The following is a 17303-nucleotide window of genomic DNA, read 5'->3' as shown; positions in this document are numbered from 1 at the left end:
GGGATCAAACCCCGCCGCCCTACCGAAACAAAAAACATCTCAAGCAGTTAACAGGCAAATGTATGGCAAGGGCGTCGCGTTAGCGACGCATCTGCCGTTATTTGTGCGCCAGCAGCGCCTTCACCAGCTTTTCGTCGATTTCGCCGGTCGCCTGCATCTTGTTGTCGGTCTGGAAAGCCATGATTGCGGTCTTGGTCTTGCCGCCCATCACGCCATCGGCGCCGCCGGCATCGTAGCCGTTCTTGTTGAGGATGAGCTGGATGTTCTTGACCGCCTTCTTCATGTCGACGCTGGCGGTGGTCTGCGGCGTGCCTTCCTGCCAGGATTCAGGAATGTCGGCCGAGTTGGACGCCGGGTCGAGCGGCTTCGGCTTCCACAGTTCCGTGGCGGCGCGCGCCCGCTCCAGCTGTTCGGGGCGCAGCGCAGTGGCGACTTCGTCGCGCTTTGCAGCCGCATCCTTGTCGCCGGTCTTGGCGACGAGCGCGAACCATTTGTAGGATTCCTCCAGGCTCTGCTTCATGCCGACGCCCTTTGCCGCCAGGATGCCGAGATTGAACTGGCTGTCCTTGACGCCGACATCGGCCGCCGCCTGAAACCAGTGCGCGGCCGATTCATTGTCGGTCACGCCGTCGGCGGCCATGGCAAACAGAACGGCCAGATTGTGCATGGCGCTGGCATTACCCTGCGCGGCGGCGAGCTGGTAGAAGGTCTTTGCCTTCTTGACGTCGCGCGTGACGCCGATGCCCTTCTCGTAGAAATTGCCGATGCGGTATTCCGCCGGTGCGAAGCCGAGCTCGGCCGACTTTTCGTACCATTTGGCCGCTGCCGCCATGTCTTCCTTGACGCCGCGCGATTCAGCATAGCGCGAACCGAGCTCGAACAGCGCCTTGGCGTCACCGCCGGCAGCCGCGTCGCGCAAGGCTTGCGGGCCGGCATCGGCCGGAACGTCTATCTTGGCCACGACAGGTGCTACCGCGGCATCAGCCGGCGGAACGGCGCCGGTAGTATCCGAGGCCGTCGTATCCGAGGCCGAGGGCGCCATGACGGCGGCCGCAGGCTGCGCGTCGGCAGCCGCCGGTTCCGCAGTGGCGGTGGTCGGCAGCATTGCATTTGGCGCGGGGGCCGGATCGGCCAAAGCCATCGGCGCTGGCGCGGGCTCCACCGCCGGCACTTCGGGCCCAGCGACCGAGGCCGCATTCATTGGCGCATCGTTGCCAGCTGCCGGTTCCGTGGGCTCCGCCTGCCTGACGATCCGGGCCGGCACGTCCTGAACGGCCACCTGCTGTTCTGCCTTGGGTTGGCTGGCAGCGTTGACCGAGGCAGTCTCGACCGGCTGCGAGGCGACGATCGGCGCTGTATCGTTGCTTGCGACCTCGACCGGGTCGGCGAAGAAGGCCTTGCCCAACTGGAGGCCGGCAAGCGCCAGCATGATCGCGACCGCTCCCATCAGGATCGGCTTGCGCCGCGCCTTGAGCAGGTCGCCGATACGAAGCGCCTTGACCGGGCCCTTCATGGTAGACTGGCGTTTCAACGCGTCGGCCTCGGCGGCCGCGGCCTGCGCCGCGCGCCTGGCCGCGGCAATGAAGTCGGATTTCGACGCATCGCCGGAGTTTTGGCGCACCGGCGGGCCGCGCTCGTCGCGCACGCGCTTCATGATGGCGTTGAGGTCGGGCGCGCCGGAGCCCGGCTCCAACGGTCGGTTGGCGAGCTTCGGATCGAGCGGCTCGTCGAGATCGACGCTCGGCATGTCGACATTAGGCCCCGAGCCGGCAAGCGGCGGCATGTCAGCCGGCTTCTTGCCCCTGAAGGCGCGCGCAAATCCACCGAACAGCGACTTCTTGGCCGTGGCTTCGCCTTTCTCGGCAATCCTGTCGGAACCGAGCGCTGCCTGGGCAGCGGCCGCGGCAGCCTCGGCTGGCGAGCGCCGCACGGGTTCGCTGCCCATGACCGGGTCGCTACGCGTACCCGGGTCGGCGCGCATATCCGGCTCGCTGCGCATGATGGCGGCGGCGCGGCCGTCGAGATCGGCCATGTCTCCGGTCAGCGGCAGCGGCTGGTCGATATCCATCGACGGCGCGTCCTGCACCGAAATCTTGGAGGCGCGTGCAGCGCGGGCCCGCCGCGCCGGCTCGGCCTGGGCATCCAGAAGCTCGCTCACCGCCTCGGCCGGTTCGCTGGTCTCCAGCGAGCCCAGACGATCGACGATCTTGAGCAACGTGTCGTGGATAGCCTCGAATGTCCGTGAATTGCGCTCGTCCGAACGGCGCGTCAGCGCTTCCAGCGTCTTCAGATCCTGAGCAAGGCCGGTAACGGCCGCGGTGTTGGCGTTGGAATCTGCCAGCGAGCGCACGGCGCTCTCGGCTGCTTCGCGTGCCGCGCCCATGATGGATTCGCGGGTTCCGGCCAGCGACTTCTCGATTTCGTTGAGGCGCGGGCTGATGTCCTCGAATTCCGGCAGCGGCGTGCCGGGCTTCGACAGATGCGCCGATAGGCTGGAGACCTGCGCCTCGAGGCTGCGGATCAGTGCCGGATCGATGCCGGCGACCTGCGCGGCCGACGATTCCAGCCGGCTTGAAATGTCTTCGAGCCGGCTTTCCAGGCCGCGGATCGCCGCCTCGTTGGCAGGATCGGGAATGCGCGTCTCCATGCGTTGGGCGAGCGCGGTGAAGCGTGCGTCGATGGCGTCCATGATGCCGGCGCTGTCAGCCTGCGGCTGGCGCTGGTCCAGCCGGTCGGCAACCTCGTCCAGCCGCCGCTCGAGATCGCGAAACAGCATGTTGCCCTGTTCGATGGCGTCGCCCTGCCGGCGTTCCATCATGCCCGACAGCACGTCGAAGCGCTGTTCCAGACCCTGGAAGATATAGTCGGCGTCGGGCATGGCCGGGGCGCGGTCGATCTTGTCGGCGATCATCGCGATCTGCTTGCCGAGGCGCTCCATCGCCTGTTCCGGCAGATTGGCGCGGCCGGCAAGCTCGTCGACCCTGTTCGACAGCGTGCTGAGACGGTCGAGAACCTCGCCGCTCGGACGAACCTGCACGACTTCCTCGATCTGCTGCGCCAGCGAGGCGATCCGCTTCTCGATGCGCTCGAACGGTTCGGGGTCGAAGGAATTGGCCTGTGCGGCGACGGTCGAGGCGACGATGGCGCGCGAAATCTCATCGAGCCGTTCGTCGATCAGGCCAAGCGTGTCGCCGCCGCGGTTGCTCTGCTGGCTGACGAAATGATCGACGGCGCCGGCAAGCGTGCGGACCTTTTCTTCCATCGAGCGCAGCGACAGCGATTCCGGCAGATTGTGGACCGCATTGCTGATCTGTTCGAGCCGGTCGGTCAGGGCCGAAAATCCGGGGCCGTCGGCGCGGTTGCGCTGGTCGGCGTCGACACGGTCCTCGAACGCGCTCCAGCGGCGGTCGAAATCGTCCCAGCGGCGGTCGACCTTCAGCACGCTTTCCTCGCGCGCCAATGTGTCGAGCGCCGTCTTTACCTGCTCGAGCTCGAGCCGCAGCATGTTGACGCTTCGGTCGTCGCTCTTCTCGGCCAGCGTCTGGATGGCGCCGGACAGCCGCTCGAATTCGACGCCGAGTTCGGCGCTGCCCTTGCCGGGCAAGCCGCCTGCCTGACCACCCGATTGGTTGCTCGCCTGGAAGGCCCGTTCGATGTCCTTGCGCAACGCGGCGAATTCGCGCTGCAGGCCGGCCGTCATCTGATGGCGCAGTTCCTCGCGCAGGCCACGCAATTCGCCGGCGATCTTGCCGACCACGGCGACGCTGTCTTCCTGGCCGCGCACGCGGTCGATGTCGCGCGCGATCGCCTGATAGTTCTGGTCGAAGCCGGCCGTCACAGGGCTTTTCGGCCGCGGCGCGGGCTGCGGGTCCTCGTACCAGCGCGGCGGCGGGGCGTAGGGCTGGGCACTTGCGTAGCGCGGCTCCGGAGCGGGCCGGCGCGGATCGAAGCGCTCGGCGGCGTCCTCGCGCTTGCGCTCCAGCCGCTGCTCCAGCGTTTCCAGCGAGCGGTTCAATTCATCAAGTGTGGTGTTCGGCCTGCGCGGCCTGCCGGCGTTGAGTGTATCGAGATAGGACCGCTTGCTGTTCATCGGTGCGTCCGTTTTTCAGAATGGCCGGCTTGCTGCCAGTTTCCCAAGTCCTTGTCGGGAACGAAGGCGGCCGCGCGGCACTGCTGCGGCGGAAGACGAGCTTCCCGGGCCAGGCCCGCTCTCCGAAAACCGTGAAAAATTCGCTACAGGATAAACACGGGTGACCGACATCCGCACATTTCACCCATCGTGGTAAACAAGGTGTTAACCAAGCTTAAGAAGTTACGGCATTGCTGAAATACAGGCGGTGCCCGTTCGGACCCGGCGCCGGGGGTGCGGCATAAGGTTTCGCAATCCCAGAACGCCCTTGCGTCATGCGGCGGCTATCGATATAGAATTGACGTAAACGTAAGAGGGGCGCCGTTCGTGCCTTTTGCGATGAATTAGTTGAAACCACGACTGGAAGCATGCCCCCGCTTCCACTCAGGCGTTGCAAGGTCCGAGACCGCGATGCCACGACAGGGGAAAGCCAGTGACTATGAAACTTGTTTCGCCCGGCGAAGCCGCGGCCAACACCAACAATATGTCTGCCGAAGCCAGTGAGGAGCTCGTGCGCATCGGCGAGATGGCCAAGAAATACGGCGTGACGCTGCGCACGCTGCGTTTCTATGAAGACAAGGGCCTGCTCAATCCGAAACGCGATGGGGCAACGCGCCTCTACACGCGCCGCGACAAGGCGCGGCTGAAGCTGATCCTGCTCGGCCGCAAGGTCGGGTTCTCGCTGCGCGACGTCAAGCAGATGATGGATCTCTACGATCCCACGGGATCCAACACCAAGCAATTGCGGCTGGCTCTCGACAAGTCGGAGAAGCAGCTAGCCCGCCTGCAGAAGCAGCGCGCGCTGATCGACGACGCCATCAACGAGCTGAGCGGCTCGATGTCGGCCGTGCGCCAGATGCTGTCCGAGCGTTCGGCCCCGGCCAGCGCCGCCAGCTGATTTTGCTCCGCAGCTCCCGGCGAAAGCTTTGAACTTAAGAGCCGCGCGGCCGCCCGCGCGGCTCTTTTTGTTTGACCCCCCTCGCTTTGCACAAAGCCATGCACCGCTCGTGCCGATAGGCTGGCATAGGTAAATTTTGTCCCGGCGACAAAATTGACGTTTACGCAAACGTCAATTTTTGCTATCCCGCTTTCAACATTGGCCCGCATGCCGCCCCAACCTCATGTTTCGGGGCCCGATCTCGCGGCCAAGACCCGCATGGTGGAGGAAACACATGCCGATCTACAGGGCGCCGGTCCAGGACACGCTGTTCGTGCTCAACGAGGTGCTGGGTTATCAGCGCTACTCTAACCTTCCCGGATTTGCCGACGCGACGCCCGACGTTGTCGAGGCGATCCTCGCCGAAGGCGCCAAGCTTGCCGAAAACGTTATGCATCCTCTGAACCGCGTCGGTGACATCGAAGGCTGCGTGCGCCATGAGGACGGCTCGGTGATTACGCCGAAGGGCTTCAAGGAAGCCTACGACCAGTATCGCGAAGGCGGCTGGATGGGACTGGCGGCGCCCGTCGAGTTCGGCGGCCAGGGGCTGCCCTATGCCGTGCACACCGCGGTTGCCGAATACATGGTTTCGGCCAACATGGCGCTGATGATGTATCCCGGCCTGACTCAAGGCGCTATCGCTGCGATCATCACACACGGTACCGACGAGCAGAAGGCGACATGGCTGCCGAAGCTGGTCGAGGGGTCCTGGACCGGTACCATGAACCTGACCGAGCCGCATTGCGGCACCGATCTCGGCCTGCTGCGCACCAAGGCGGTGCCGAACGGCAACGGCACCTACAAGATCTCAGGCCAGAAGATCTTCATCTCGGCCGGCGAGCACGACATGTCGGAAAACATCGTCCATCTCGTGTTGGCCCGCATCGAAGGCGCGCCGGCAGGCGTGAAGGGCATCTCGCTGTTCATCGTGCCAAAGCTGAAGCTCGATGCCTCGGGCAATCCGGGCGAGAAGAACACGCTCTCCTGCGGGTCGATCGAGGAGAAGATGGGCATACACGGCAATTCGACTTGCGTCATGAATTATGACGAGGCCGAAGGCACGCTGCTCGGTGAGGCCAATGGCGGCCTGAAGGCGATGTTCACGATGATGAACGAAGCCCGCCTCGGCGTCGGCCTGCAGGGCCTGTCGCTGTCCGAGATCGCCTACCAGAACGCGGTCTCCTACGCCAAGGACCGGCTGCAGGGCCGCTCGCTGTCTGGCGCCAAGGCGCCGGACAGACAAGCCGATCCGATCATCGTCCATCCCGACATCCGCCGCTCGCTGATGACCATGAAGGCCTTCAATGAGGCCGGCCGCGCGCTGGCGCTGTGGACGGCGATCAAGTCCGACATCGCCCACCGCTCCGCCGACGACAAGGATCGCCAGGCGGCCGACGACTATACCGGCCTGCTGACGCCGGTGATCAAGGGCGTGCTCACCGACAAGGGTTTTGACCATGCAGTCATGGCGCAGCAGGTGTTCGGGGGCCACGGCTACATCGAAGAGCACGGCATGAGCCAGTTCGTGCGCGATGCCCGCATCGCCATGATCTATGAAGGCGCCAACGGCATCCAGGCGCTCGACCTCGTCGGCCGCAAGCTTGGTCTGAATGGCGGCCGCGCCGTGCAGGCCTTCTTCAAGGACGTCGGCGAGTTCTGCGAGGAGAACCGCGCCGACGAGAAGCTGGCGCCTTTCACCAAGGCGCTGAAGAAGGGCCTCAACGATCTGCAGGCGGCGACCATGTGGCTGGTGCAGAACGGCATGGCCAAGCCCGACAATGCCGGCGCCGCGTCGACCGATTATATGCATCTCTTCGGCCTGGTCGCGCTGGGCTATATGTGGGCGCAGATGGCCAAGGCCGCGCTCGGTAAGACCGGGGCCAATGGCTCCCAATCTGTCCACGAAAATGGGGCTTTTTACGATAACAAGATGGTGACGGCGCGCTTCTTCATGGAGCGGATCATGCCCGAGACATCGGCACATCTCGCCCGCATTTCCAGTGGTGCGGACACGCTAATGGCGCTGCCTGCGGAAGCGTTCTAGAAATGGCTGGCGTCCCCCTCCCCCTTGAGGGGAGGGTGGCCCGAAGGGCCGGGAGGGGTCCTTGCGTGCAGTGCGCCGGCTGGTTGGCGCTTTGGTAGGAGATGAGCGCAATGCCCCAAACCCGCGTCAATTCCGAAGATAAGGTCGAGCACGTCATCGGCGACCCCACCCGACCGCTTCGCGGCCACCCTCCCCTCGAGGGGGAGGGGGACGTTGGCGCGGGAGAAACGGCATGACAAATCCAGCCGAAGTGCTCTCTTTGCCGAAGCCCGCCTGGGCGGCGGACGAGGTCGGCATGCTCTACGACATGGCGCACCGCTTCATGTCGGAAGAGATCGCGCCGCGTTACGACGAGTTCGAGAAGAACGAGATGGTCGACCGCGAGAGCTGGCGCAAGGCGGGTTCCGCCGGCCTGCTCTGCGCCTCTATGCCGGAGGAGTATGGCGGCTCCGGCGGCACCTTCGCGCATGAGAGCGCCATCATCGAGGCGATCGGCCATGTCGGCGTCGACGGTTTCGGCATCGGCCTGCACAATGCGATCGTTGCCCCTTACATCCTTCATTACGGCTCGGAAGAGCAGAAGAAGAAATGGCTGCCGAAACTGGCGACCGGCGAACTGATCGGCGCCATCGCCATGACCGAGCCGGGCGCCGGCTCCGACCTGCAAGGCGTCAAGACGCGGGCCGAGAAGGACGGCAACCAGTACAAGATCAACGGTTCCAAGACCTTCATAACCAACGGCCAGCTGGCCAATTTCATCATCGTCGTCACCAAGACCGATCCGGCCAAAGGCGCCAAGGGCACCTCGCTGATCGTCGTCGAGACCGACGAGGCCGAAGGCTTCGAACGCGGCCGCAACCTCGACAAGATCGGCCTGAAGGCCAACGACACGTCGGAGCTGTTCTTCAATGATCTGCGCGTGCCGACCTCGAACCTGCTTGGCCACGAAGAGGGACAGGGCTTCATCCAGCTGATGCAGCAATTGCCGCAGGAGCGCCTGCAGATCGGCACCGGCGCGATCGCCATGATCGAACGCGCCCTGGCGCTGACCATCGACTACGTCAAGGATCGCAAGGCCTTCGGCAAAGCGATCATCGAGTTCCAGAACACCCAGTTCAAGCTCGCCGAACTGAAGACCGAGGCCACCATCGGCCGCGTCTTCTACAATGATTGCGTCACCCGCCACATCAATGGCGGGCTGGATCCGGTGACGGCGTCGATGGCGAAATACTGGCTCTCGGACCTGCAGGGAAAAGTCGTCGACGAATGCCTTCAATTGCATGGCGGCTATGGCTACATGAATGAATATCCGATCGCCCGCATGTTCCGCGACGCCCGCGTCCAGCGCATCTACGGCGGCACCAACGAGATCATGAAATTGCTGATCGGCCGCTCTCTCTGAGAGCGACGTCGGCAAAGCAAGGAGCAAGCAAATGGCTGAAGCTTATGTCTATGACGCCGTGCGCACACCGCGCGGCAAGGGCAAGAAGGATGGCTCGCTGCACGAGGTGCCGGCGGTGCGGCTTGCGGCCAGGACGCTTGAAGCGTTGCGCGACCGCAACGGCCTCGACACTGCAAACGTCGACGACATCATCTTCGGCTGCGTCGATCCGGTCGGCGAAGCCGGCTCCGTCATTCCGCGTGCCGCCGCCTTCGAGGCCGGCTACGACAACAAGGCGCCGGGCATGCAGATCTCGCGCTTCTGCGCCTCAGGCCTCGACGCCATCAATTTCGGCGCCGCCAAGATCGCTCAAGGCGCCGACGAGATCGTCATTGCAGGCGGCGTGGAATCGATGTCGCGCGTCGGCATGGGCGCCTCGGGCGGCGCCTGGTTCATGGACCCGTCCGTCGGCCTGCCCGGCTGGTTCGTGCCGCAAGGCATATCGGCCGATTTGATCGCCACCAAATATGGTTTTTCGCGCGACGACGTCGATGCCTATGCGGTCGAGAGCCAGAAGCGCGCCGGCAAGGCCTGGGCCGATGGCCGTTTCAAGAACTCCGTCATACCGATCAAGGACCAGAACGGCCTCACCATCCTCGATCATGACGAGCATATGCGGCCGTCGACCGACATGCAGTCGCTGGCCTCGCTCAACCCGTCCTTCGTCATGCCTGGCGAAATGGGCGGCTTCGACGCGGTCGCCGTACAGAAGCATCCGGAAGTCGAAGAGGTCAACCACGTCCACCATGCCGGCAACTCGTCCGGCATCGTCGATGGTGCGGCCGCCGTACTGCTCGGCTCGAAGAAGGCCGGCAAGACGATGGGCCTGAAGCCACGCGCCCGCATCCGCGCCTTTGCCAACATCGGCTCCGAGCCGGTGCTGATGCTTACCGGTCCGGTCGACGTCACCGAAAAGCTTCTGAAGCGCGCCAAGATGAAGCTGTCGGATATCGACCTGTTCGAGCTTAACGAGGCCTTCGCCTCGGTGGTGCTGCGCTACATGCAGGCATTCGAAATCCCGCACGACAAGATCAACGTCAATGGCGGCGCCATCGCCATGGGCCATCCGCTCGGTGCCACCGGCGCGATGATCCTGGGCACGGTGCTGGACGAGCTCGAGCGCCGCGATTTGAACACCGCTCTGGTGACGCTCTGCATCGGCGCCGGCATGGGCACCGCAACGATTATCGAACGCGTCTGATTTTCGGCCGGAAGGAGAGAGACATGACTTATACAAACTTCACGGTCGACACCGACGCAGACGGCATCGCGCTGGTCACCTGGAACATGCCGGACCGCTCGATGAACGTCTTCACCGAAGAGGTGATGAACGAGCTCGACAAGATCATCGACCAGGTGGTGGCCGACGCCGCCATCAAGGGCGCGGTGATCACCTCGGGAAAGGACAGCTTCTCCGGCGGCGCCGACCTGACCATGCTGCAGAAGATGCTGGCCGTATTCGCCAAGGAGAAGACCAAGGACCCGGAGAAGGCGGCACAGCTTCTGTTCGACAATGCCGGCCGCATGGGGGGCCTGTGGCGCAAGCTCGAAACGTCGGGCAAGCCCTGGGTCTCGGCGATCAACGGTACCTGCATGGGCGGCGCGTTCGAGCTGTCGCTGGCCTGTCATGGCCGCGTTGCCGCTGACTCCGAAAAGGTCAAGATGGCCTTGCCGGAAGTCAAGGTCGGCATCTTCCCCGGCGCCGGTGGCACCCAACGCGTGCCGCGCCTGACCGACCAGCAGCAGGCGTTGCAGATGCTGACCACCGGCCAGACGCTGTCGCCGCAGAAAGCCAAGGCGATGGGGCTGATCCACGAGATCGCCGAACCCGGCAAGCTGATCGAGACCGCCAAAGCGATGATCAGGAACGGCCTGAAAGCCGTCCAGCCCTGGGACGAGAAGGGCTTCAAGCTGCCCGGCGGCCTGATCTATTCGCCCGCCGGCTTCAATCTGTGGCCGCCGGCCATCGCCATCCTGCGCCGCGAGACCTACGGCAACTATCCGGCCGCCGCGGCCATCCTGAAATGCGTCTATGAGGGCCTGCTGGTGCCGTTCGACACCGGTCTGCGGATCGAACAGCGCTATTTCACCGAAATCATGCAGTCGAAGGAAGCAGCAGCGATGATCCGCTCGCTGTTCGTCTCGCTGCAGGAGCTCAACAAGGGCGCCCGCCGCCCGGCCGGCGTGCCGGAGACCAAGTTCAAGAAGATCGGTATTCTCGGCGCCGGCTTCATGGGCGCCGGCATCGCCTTTGTCACCGCCAAGGCCGGCATCCCGGTCGTCCTGCTCGACCGCGACATGGCGTCGGCCGAAAAGGGCAAGACGCATTCCGACAGCCTGATCTCCGATCAGGTCAAGAAGGGCCGCGTCAAGCCCGAGGAGAAGGACAGACTTCTGTCGCTGATCACGCCGTCGGCCGACTATGCCGATCTCGCCGGCTGCGATCTGGTGGTCGAGGCGGTGTTCGAGGATTCGGCCGTCAAGAAGGCTGCCACCGAGCAGGCCGAAGCCGTGCTGAAATCGTCGGCGATCTTCGCCTCCAACACCTCGACCATCCCGATCACCGCACTGGCCAAGAATTCGGCGCGGCCGAAGAATTTCGTCGGCATCCACTTCTTCTCGCCGGTCGACAAGATGATGCTGGTCGAGATCATTTTGGGCAAGAAGACCGGCGACAAGGCGCTGGCCACCGCGATCGATTTCGTGCGCGCCATCAAGAAGACGCCGATCGTCGTCAACGACACGCGCGGCTTCTACGTCAACCGCTGCGTGCTGCGCTACATGTCGGAAGCCTACAAGATGCTGATCGAAGGCGTTCCGGCGCCGATGATCGAGAACGCCGCCAAGGCCGCCGGCATGCCGGTCGGCCCGCTGGCGCTGACCGACGAGACGGCGATCGACCTTGCCCAGAAGATCATGAAGCAGACCATCAGGGACCTCGGCGACAAGGCCGTCGACCCCAGGCAGATGGCGTTGATCAACACGCTGGTCGACACCCATGGCCGCTTCGGCCGCAAAAACGGCAAGGGTTTTTACGACTATCCCGCCAAGCCCGCCAGGAAGAAGCTGTGGCCGGGCCTGAAGGATCTCTATCCGCAGCTGGAGGCCGAGAAGGTCGATTATGAGGAACTGCAGCAGCGCCTGCTGGTCACCATTGCGCTGGAAGCGGCCCGGGTGATGGAGGAAGGCATCGTCACCGATCCGCGCGAGGCCGATCTCGGGTCGATCCTCGCCTTTGGTTTCGCGCCATTCACCGGCGGCGCGCTGTCCTATATTGACGGCATCGGCGCCAGGGAGTTCGTCAGAATAGCCAAAGGCCTGCAGAAGAAATACGGCGCCGAGTTCAAGGCGCCAAAGCTGCTGCTCGACCTGGCCGAGAAGGGCGAGACCTTCTACCAGCGCTTCGATCCCTATGCGAAAGGCGAGGTGAAGAAGGCCGCTTGAGCTAGCGCCCCATGTACGTCTGGGGGCGCCTTGCGCGCATGATGGCCACGGCAAGGCGCCGTGGCCTTATGCGGTCGGTAGCGAAAGCCGACTGGCTTTTCGCTGCCTGCCGACCGAGATCGACTTCAACCTCCATCTCAACAACGCCCGCTACATGATGCTCGCCGACCTCGCGCATGACCCCGAAAATCGGAATCGATTTTCGGGGTCATGCGCCAAATCAAAATGCTACAGCGTCCTTGGCGCGTCCAACAGTACGCTTGCCCGCTCCGTTCAACCGCGACCGCCGACCTAGGCCGAGCGGGGTTTCATGAGCTCCGACCAGGGATTGCGCAGCCTTGCCAAGGCAGTTTGAGGCATCCATGACGACTTCGCCGCACACAGCTTTTTAGGGGATCGGGCCGCGCGCCGGTGGACAATCGGATGACCGCGCGTTAGAAGGAAAAGGTATTTTTTCCTGTTTTGAGGAGAGCGAATTGCTCTCGCATGACCGAGTTTGGGCAGCCATCGACGCTCTCGCCGAGCGCTATTCGTTGTCGGCCTCCGGCCTGGCCCGGCGAGCCGGTCTGGACTCCACCGCTTTCAACAAATCGAAGCGGCTGTCCTCGGATGGACGGCCGCGCTGGCCGTCGACCGAATCGCTGGCGAAGATCATCGAGGCGACCGGCGCCTCGCTCGACGAATTCACCGGGCTGGTCGAAGGCCGTGCCAAGGCCGCTTCGGGCTCGGTAGCCGCGCAGCGTTCGGCGGTGCCGCTGCTCGGCTTTGCCCAGGCCGGCGCCGGCGGCTTCTTCGATGATGCCGGCTATCCCTCAGGCCAGGGCTGGGACCTTGTCGAGCTTCCGGCACGGGCGACCGAAACCTCTTATGCGTTGAAGGTGCAGGGCGATTCCATGCTGCCGCTGTACCGCAATGGCGATGTGCTGATCGTCGAGCCGGGCGCCGCTACCCGCAAGGGCGACCGCGTCGTCGTCAAGACCAATGCCGGCGAAGTCATGGCCAAGGTGCTCGACCGCCAGACGACGAAATCGATCGTGCTGATTTCGCTCAACCCCGACCACCCGGACCGCGACATCGCGATGCGCGATGTCGAATGGGTGGCGCGGATCGTCTGGGCAAGCCAGTAGGTCTCGCGGTGCGTCTGCTTCAAATCCTCATAGCCCTCCTGGCGATCCCGGTGATGGTCGCCATTGTCGTCGCCGGCGGTCGCGCGCTGCATCGCGAAAGCACCGCCATCACCGTCGACCAGATCGACCCGGACACCGAGGCCGTGCCCGAGGAGCCGGCGACGTCGGCGATCCCCGAGGTCCGGCCCGTCAAGCCTCCGATGCACTCGCCTCAGGTGCATTCGAGGGCGATCGATCCCGAGGCCATCGCTCCGCCGCCGCTGCCGGTAGAAGAACTTGAACGGGTTGAGCCACGCGCGCCGCTGAGCGACCTGGCGCTGGCCGGGCCGCCCAAGCCGCGTGGGCGCAGAGCGGTCGACGACTGGGGAGGAACAAAACTGTTCCAGCCGGTCGCGGCCGCCGCCGGCCTGATCGAAGCCAATGGTTATTCCGTGACGGTCTCCGGCATCGACATCGTCAGGCAAGACGAGACCTGCACCGAGGGCGGCAAGTCCTGGGCTTGCGGTATCAGGGCGCGCACCGCGTTCCGGTCTTTCCTGCGCGGCCGGGCCGTTGCCTGCAAGGTGCCGCCGGAGGCCGACCGTGCGCTGATCGCCGCCGAATGCCGCATCGGCAAGCTGGATGTCGGCCAGTGGCTGGTCGAAAACGGCTGGGCGCGCGCCACGGCAGCCGGCCCCTATGTCGAAGCGGGCGACAAGGCGCGCGCCGCCAAGAAGGGCGTCTTCGGCGCCGCGACCGATCTTGGCGGCCTGCCACCGGCGCCAACGCCTGTTGTGGCACCGACGGCGTCGCAACCGATCCTCGATGCCCCGGCGATAGACACGCCGCTGGCCGGGACGGAAATTACGCCGCCAGCTGACCAGCCAGCGCCCGCTCAATGAGCGCGCGGGTTTCGGCGATGCCGTAGAGGGCTGCGAACGAACCGAAGCGCGGTCCGCGTTCCTGGCCGATCAGCACCTGGTAGATCATCTGGAAGAAAGCGCCCGAGACACCAGGGCCGCCGTCCGGGCTCTTCTTCGAATGGTCCTGATAGCGTTCGATCTTGCGCGCCACGTTGAGCGAAGCGTTCTGGATCGCTTCGCCGTCGGCGCCGGCCGGCAGGCCAGCAAGCGCGTTGCCAAGCGCTTCCAGCGCGACGCGTTCGACATCGTCGGCCGGCCGGAAGGTCTTCGTCGGCTTCACGAAATCGTCGAAGTAGCGGATGGCGAAACCGACCAGCTGGTCGAGTTCGGGATGCGTCGCCGGCGTCACGCCAGATGCATGGCGCGAGATGAAGCCCCACAGCACATCCTTGTTTTGCGCGTTGGAGGCGCTGACCAGGTTGAGCAGCAGCGAGAACGGCACCGGCATGTCGATGGAAGGCGGCTTGCCGTCATGCATGTGCCAGACCGGATTGCCCAGCCGNCAGCCGCTCCTTCCAGTCCTGGCGCGGATAGGCGTTGAGGAAGGTGTAGTACTCGTCGACGGCGCGTGGGATGACGTCGAAATAGAGCTTTTTCGCCTGCCTTGGCCGCTGATACATATAGAGGCCGAGGCTTTCGGTCGGCGCGTAGCGCAGCCATTCGTCGATGGTCAGCCCGTTGCCCTTCGACTTCGAGATCTTCTGGCCGTTCTCGTCCAGGAACAGTTCGTAGACGAAATGCTCGGGCGCGCGCCCGCCGAGAATGTTGCAGATGCGGTCGTAGATCACCGCGTTCGTCTGGTGGTCCTTGCCGAACATTTCGAAATCGACGCCGAGCGCTGCCCAGCGCATGCCGAAATCCGGCTTCCACTGCAGCTTGACCTTCCCGCCGGTCACCGAAAGCGTGGTCTCGGTGCCCTCATCGTCGAAGGTGATGTTGCCGGCCTTGGCGTCGACATGCTTCATCGGCACGTAGAGCACGCGCCCGCTCTTCGGCGAGATCGGCAGGAACGGGCTGTAGGTTGCCTGCCGCTCCGGCCCCAGCGTCGGCAGCATCACCGCCATGATCTGCTCATAGCGCTCGGCGGCGCGCACCAGCATCGCATCGAAGCGGCCGGCCTTGTAGTACTGCGTGGCGCTGGCGAATTCGTAGTCGAAGCCGAACGTGTCGAGGAAGCGGCACAGCATCGCGTTGTTGTGGTCGCCAAAGCTCGGATAGTCGCCGCCGAACGGATTGGGCACCGCCGACAGGGGCATATGCAGATAGGGCTCGAGCGCTGCGCGATCCGGCACATTGTCGGGGATTTTGCGCATGCCGTCCATATCGTCGGAGAAGCAGAGCAGCTTGGTCTTGACCTTGTTCCCGGTCAGCACGTGAAAGGCATGGCGCACCATCGAGGTGCGCGCGACCTCGCCGAACGTGCCGATATGCGGCAGGCCCGACGGGCCGTAGCCGGTCTCGAACAGGACGATCTCCGGGAAGTCGCCGCCCTTGTAGCGCTCGATGATCTTTTTGGCTTCCTCGAACGGCCAGGCCTTGCTTTCGGCGGCTGCCGCAAGCATTTCGGGGTTGAGATCGGCGATGTTTGATCCCGTCATGTCAAAGTTCCAGTCATGGCCGGCTTTCGCGGCTGGTAAGATTTTTCAACCGGGTCTCTAGGCGCGACAGGGCGGAGCGTCAACGATATCAGGCGTTTTCGTTGCGACGGCGCCGTGGCGTCCCTACCTTCGACCCTCACTATCAAGGAGTTTTGAATGCCGTTGCCGTCCACCCATGAAGCCCTGATCTACCTGATGGTCATCACCTCGGCTTCCGATCGCGACATGACCGATATCGAACTGGCGCGCATCGGCGACGTCGTCCGCAGCTGGCCGGTGTTCGAGGATTTCAAGCAGGACAGGCTGATCGCCATTGCGCAGGACTGCCAGAAGATGCTGCATGAAAAGGATGGGTTGGAAGGCGTGCTCGAGCGTGTCGCCGAGACTTTGCCCGAACGGCTGCACGACACCGCCTATGCCGCGGCCTTCGAGGTTGCCGCCGTCGATCTAGAAATGCGCATGGAGGAATTGCGGGTGCTGCAGTTGATCCGGCGTGAGCTCGATCTCGACACGCTGACCGCCGCAGCCATCGCGCGCGGGGCGAAGGCCCGCCTGCGCACGCTGACCTGATCCAGCCCCTAAAGGAAGCTGACCGGGACCGGATCAGAAAAAGCTGACCGGGAACCGGATCAGAAGAAACTGACCGGGAAATAGCGCAGGTAGAATTCGGCGAAGGTGCCTTTCACCGATATCTCCTGCAGCGCGTAGTCCATGGCTGCGGCCAGCGCTGGGTCGCTGGCCCGGGTGGCAATGGTCATGCCGGACCCCAGATATTCCGGCGCCAGGTAGGGTCCACCGGCGAAGCGGCAGCAACCGGCGGCGTCCGTGCCGCCCAGCCAGAAGGAAAAGCGCATGCCGTCGCCGAAGGCGGCATCGATCTTGGCGCTCTTCAAGTCGCTGTAGAGGTCTTCCGGCCGTTGAAAGCGGATGATCTGCACGGTGCCGAAATAATCGCGCAGCATCTTTTCATGCGCCGAGCCGGCCAGCACGCCGACCCGCTTCGAGCGCAATTTGTCGAGGATCGGCTCGGCGAAGGCCTTGGTCTTCGGCATGATGAAGCGCGCCGGAAACTGTAGATAGGAGCGCGAAAAGCTGTACTTCGCCCGCGTCTCCGGCGTTGCGGCGATGCCGGCGATGATCGCCTCGCCTTCGCCCTTCTGCAACGCGTCGTCGAGTTCGGCCCAGGGCAGCGCCTGGATCTGGCATTTGTCGGCGATGTCGAGTTCGGCGCAAATCGCCCGCGCCAGGTCGATGTGGAAGCCGGACAGTCGGCCCGTGCCGTCGAGAAAATTGAAGGGCGGGAAATCGGTTGTGGTGAGGAACCTGAGCCTCGGCAGCGCCGCAAGGTCCGGCTTCGGCAGCCGCTCCTTGGCATCCCAAAGCACCGGCACCTGCGGTTCCGCTGCCCGCACAGCGCCGGCAAACGGCTGCACTCCGATCAGCATCGACAGCAAGGCGATGGTTATCCAGCGTGATGTCACAAAAAACTCCGCCCGTCTTGGCCGTTGGCTTGTGATACGAAAACGGCGCAGGCACAATTGTTTTTGATTTCAAAGGGCAAATTTCGGGTTATGCTTTGGCGAGGTTGCAAATAGCCGCACAGAGTCGGCCCGGGGTTGGCGGTCGCTGGCGTTAGAAAAGCTAAGGATGTGGCTTTGCAATCCGGGGTTGATGGCTAAGT

The 17303-nt window shown here is 64.0% G+C and carries 10 protein-coding genes and 1 pseudogene; 8 read left to right on the top strand and 3 right to left on the bottom strand.

Going from position 1 to position 17303, the window contains the following annotated elements; translation table 11 throughout:
- Positions 1-97: 97 nt before the first annotated feature.
- Positions 98-4090: a peptidoglycan-binding protein gene (locus tag X771_RS147620; RefSeq protein WP_023688702.1), complete on the bottom strand. Its 3993-nt coding sequence runs from the start codon at positions 4088-4090 to the stop codon at positions 98-100.
- Positions 4091-4568: 478 nt separating this feature from the next.
- Between X771_RS147620 and X771_RS147625 the strand changes: the two genes are divergently transcribed.
- From X771_RS147625 to X771_RS147655, 7 genes are all read left to right on the top strand, one after another.
- The gene (locus X771_RS147625; RefSeq protein WP_023669610.1) at positions 4569-5027 is read left to right on the top strand and encodes a MerR family DNA-binding transcriptional regulator; all 459 of its coding nucleotides are present in this window, start codon (positions 4569-4571) and stop codon (positions 5025-5027) included.
- Between the two features lie 274 nt (positions 5028-5301).
- Positions 5302-7110, top strand: coding sequence for an acyl-CoA dehydrogenase (locus X771_RS147630; protein ID WP_023688701.1), 1809 nt, complete (start codon positions 5302-5304; stop codon positions 7108-7110).
- 232 nt (positions 7111-7342) lie between these two features.
- The gene (locus X771_RS147635; RefSeq protein ID WP_023688700.1) at positions 7343-8512 is read left to right on the top strand and encodes an acyl-CoA dehydrogenase family protein; all 1170 of its coding nucleotides are present in this window, start codon (positions 7343-7345) and stop codon (positions 8510-8512) included.
- Between the two features lie 31 nt (positions 8513-8543).
- Positions 8544-9752 carry an acetyl-CoA C-acetyltransferase gene (locus X771_RS147640; RefSeq protein WP_023669613.1) on the top strand — a complete coding sequence of 403 codons (1209 nt, stop codon included), beginning with the start codon at positions 8544-8546 and terminating at the stop codon, positions 9750-9752.
- Positions 9753-9775: 23 nt separating this feature from the next.
- Complete coding sequence (locus X771_RS147645) at positions 9776-11995, top strand: 3-hydroxyacyl-CoA dehydrogenase NAD-binding domain-containing protein (protein WP_023688699.1); 2220 nt, start codon at positions 9776-9778, stop codon at positions 11993-11995.
- Positions 11996-12471: 476 nt separating this feature from the next.
- The gene (locus X771_RS147650; protein ID WP_023681959.1) at positions 12472-13122 is read left to right on the top strand and encodes a helix-turn-helix transcriptional regulator; all 651 of its coding nucleotides are present in this window, start codon (positions 12472-12474) and stop codon (positions 13120-13122) included.
- A gap of 8 nt (positions 13123-13130) precedes the next feature.
- Positions 13131-14003 carry a thermonuclease family protein gene (locus X771_RS147655; protein WP_023688698.1) on the top strand — a complete coding sequence of 291 codons (873 nt, stop codon included), beginning with the start codon at positions 13131-13133 and terminating at the stop codon, positions 14001-14003.
- Here the strand turns inward: X771_RS147655 and X771_RS01000000165110 are convergent.
- Positions 13966-15622: pseudogene (locus X771_RS01000000165110) on the bottom strand (lysine--tRNA ligase). The gene X771_RS147655 and the pseudogene X771_RS01000000165110 overlap by 38 nt on opposite strands.
- Positions 15623-15778: 156 nt before the next feature.
- Here X771_RS01000000165110 and X771_RS147660 point away from each other — a divergent pair.
- Positions 15779-16192: a tellurite resistance TerB family protein gene (locus X771_RS147660; RefSeq protein ID WP_023688697.1), complete on the top strand. Its 414-nt coding sequence runs from the start codon at positions 15779-15781 to the stop codon at positions 16190-16192.
- Positions 16193-16251: 59 nt separating this feature from the next.
- Here the strand turns inward: X771_RS147660 and X771_RS147665 are convergent, their stop codons facing one another.
- Positions 16252-17103, bottom strand: coding sequence for a transporter substrate-binding domain-containing protein (locus tag X771_RS147665; RefSeq protein WP_023730967.1), 852 nt, complete (start codon positions 17101-17103; stop codon positions 16252-16254).
- Between the last annotated feature and the right edge of the window lie 200 nt (positions 17104-17303).

It is taken from the genome of Mesorhizobium sp. LSJC269B00, assembly GCF_000502815.1.
In the GTDB taxonomy this organism is placed as follows: Bacteria; Pseudomonadota; Alphaproteobacteria; order Rhizobiales; family Rhizobiaceae; genus Mesorhizobium.
Note: the sequence above shows the minus strand (reverse complement) of the source record. Positions and strands in the feature narration are given on the sequence as shown.

Coding starts and splice junctions, on each gene's coding strand:
- X771_RS147620 (WP_023688702.1), bottom strand. CDS start 4,090: ATGAACAGCAAGCGGTCCTATCTCGATACACTCAACGCCGGCAGGCCG.
- X771_RS147625 (WP_023669610.1), top strand. CDS start 4,569: ATGAAACTTGTTTCGCCCGGCGAAGCCGCGGCCAACACCAACAATATG.
- X771_RS147630 (WP_023688701.1), top strand. CDS start 5,302: ATGCCGATCTACAGGGCGCCGGTCCAGGACACGCTGTTCGTGCTCAAC.
- X771_RS147635 (WP_023688700.1), top strand. CDS start 7,343: ATGACAAATCCAGCCGAAGTGCTCTCTTTGCCGAAGCCCGCCTGGGCG.
- X771_RS147640 (WP_023669613.1), top strand. CDS start 8,544: ATGGCTGAAGCTTATGTCTATGACGCCGTGCGCACACCGCGCGGCAAG.
- X771_RS147645 (WP_023688699.1), top strand. CDS start 9,776: ATGACTTATACAAACTTCACGGTCGACACCGACGCAGACGGCATCGCG.
- X771_RS147660 (WP_023688697.1), top strand. CDS start 15,779: ATGCCGTTGCCGTCCACCCATGAAGCCCTGATCTACCTGATGGTCATC.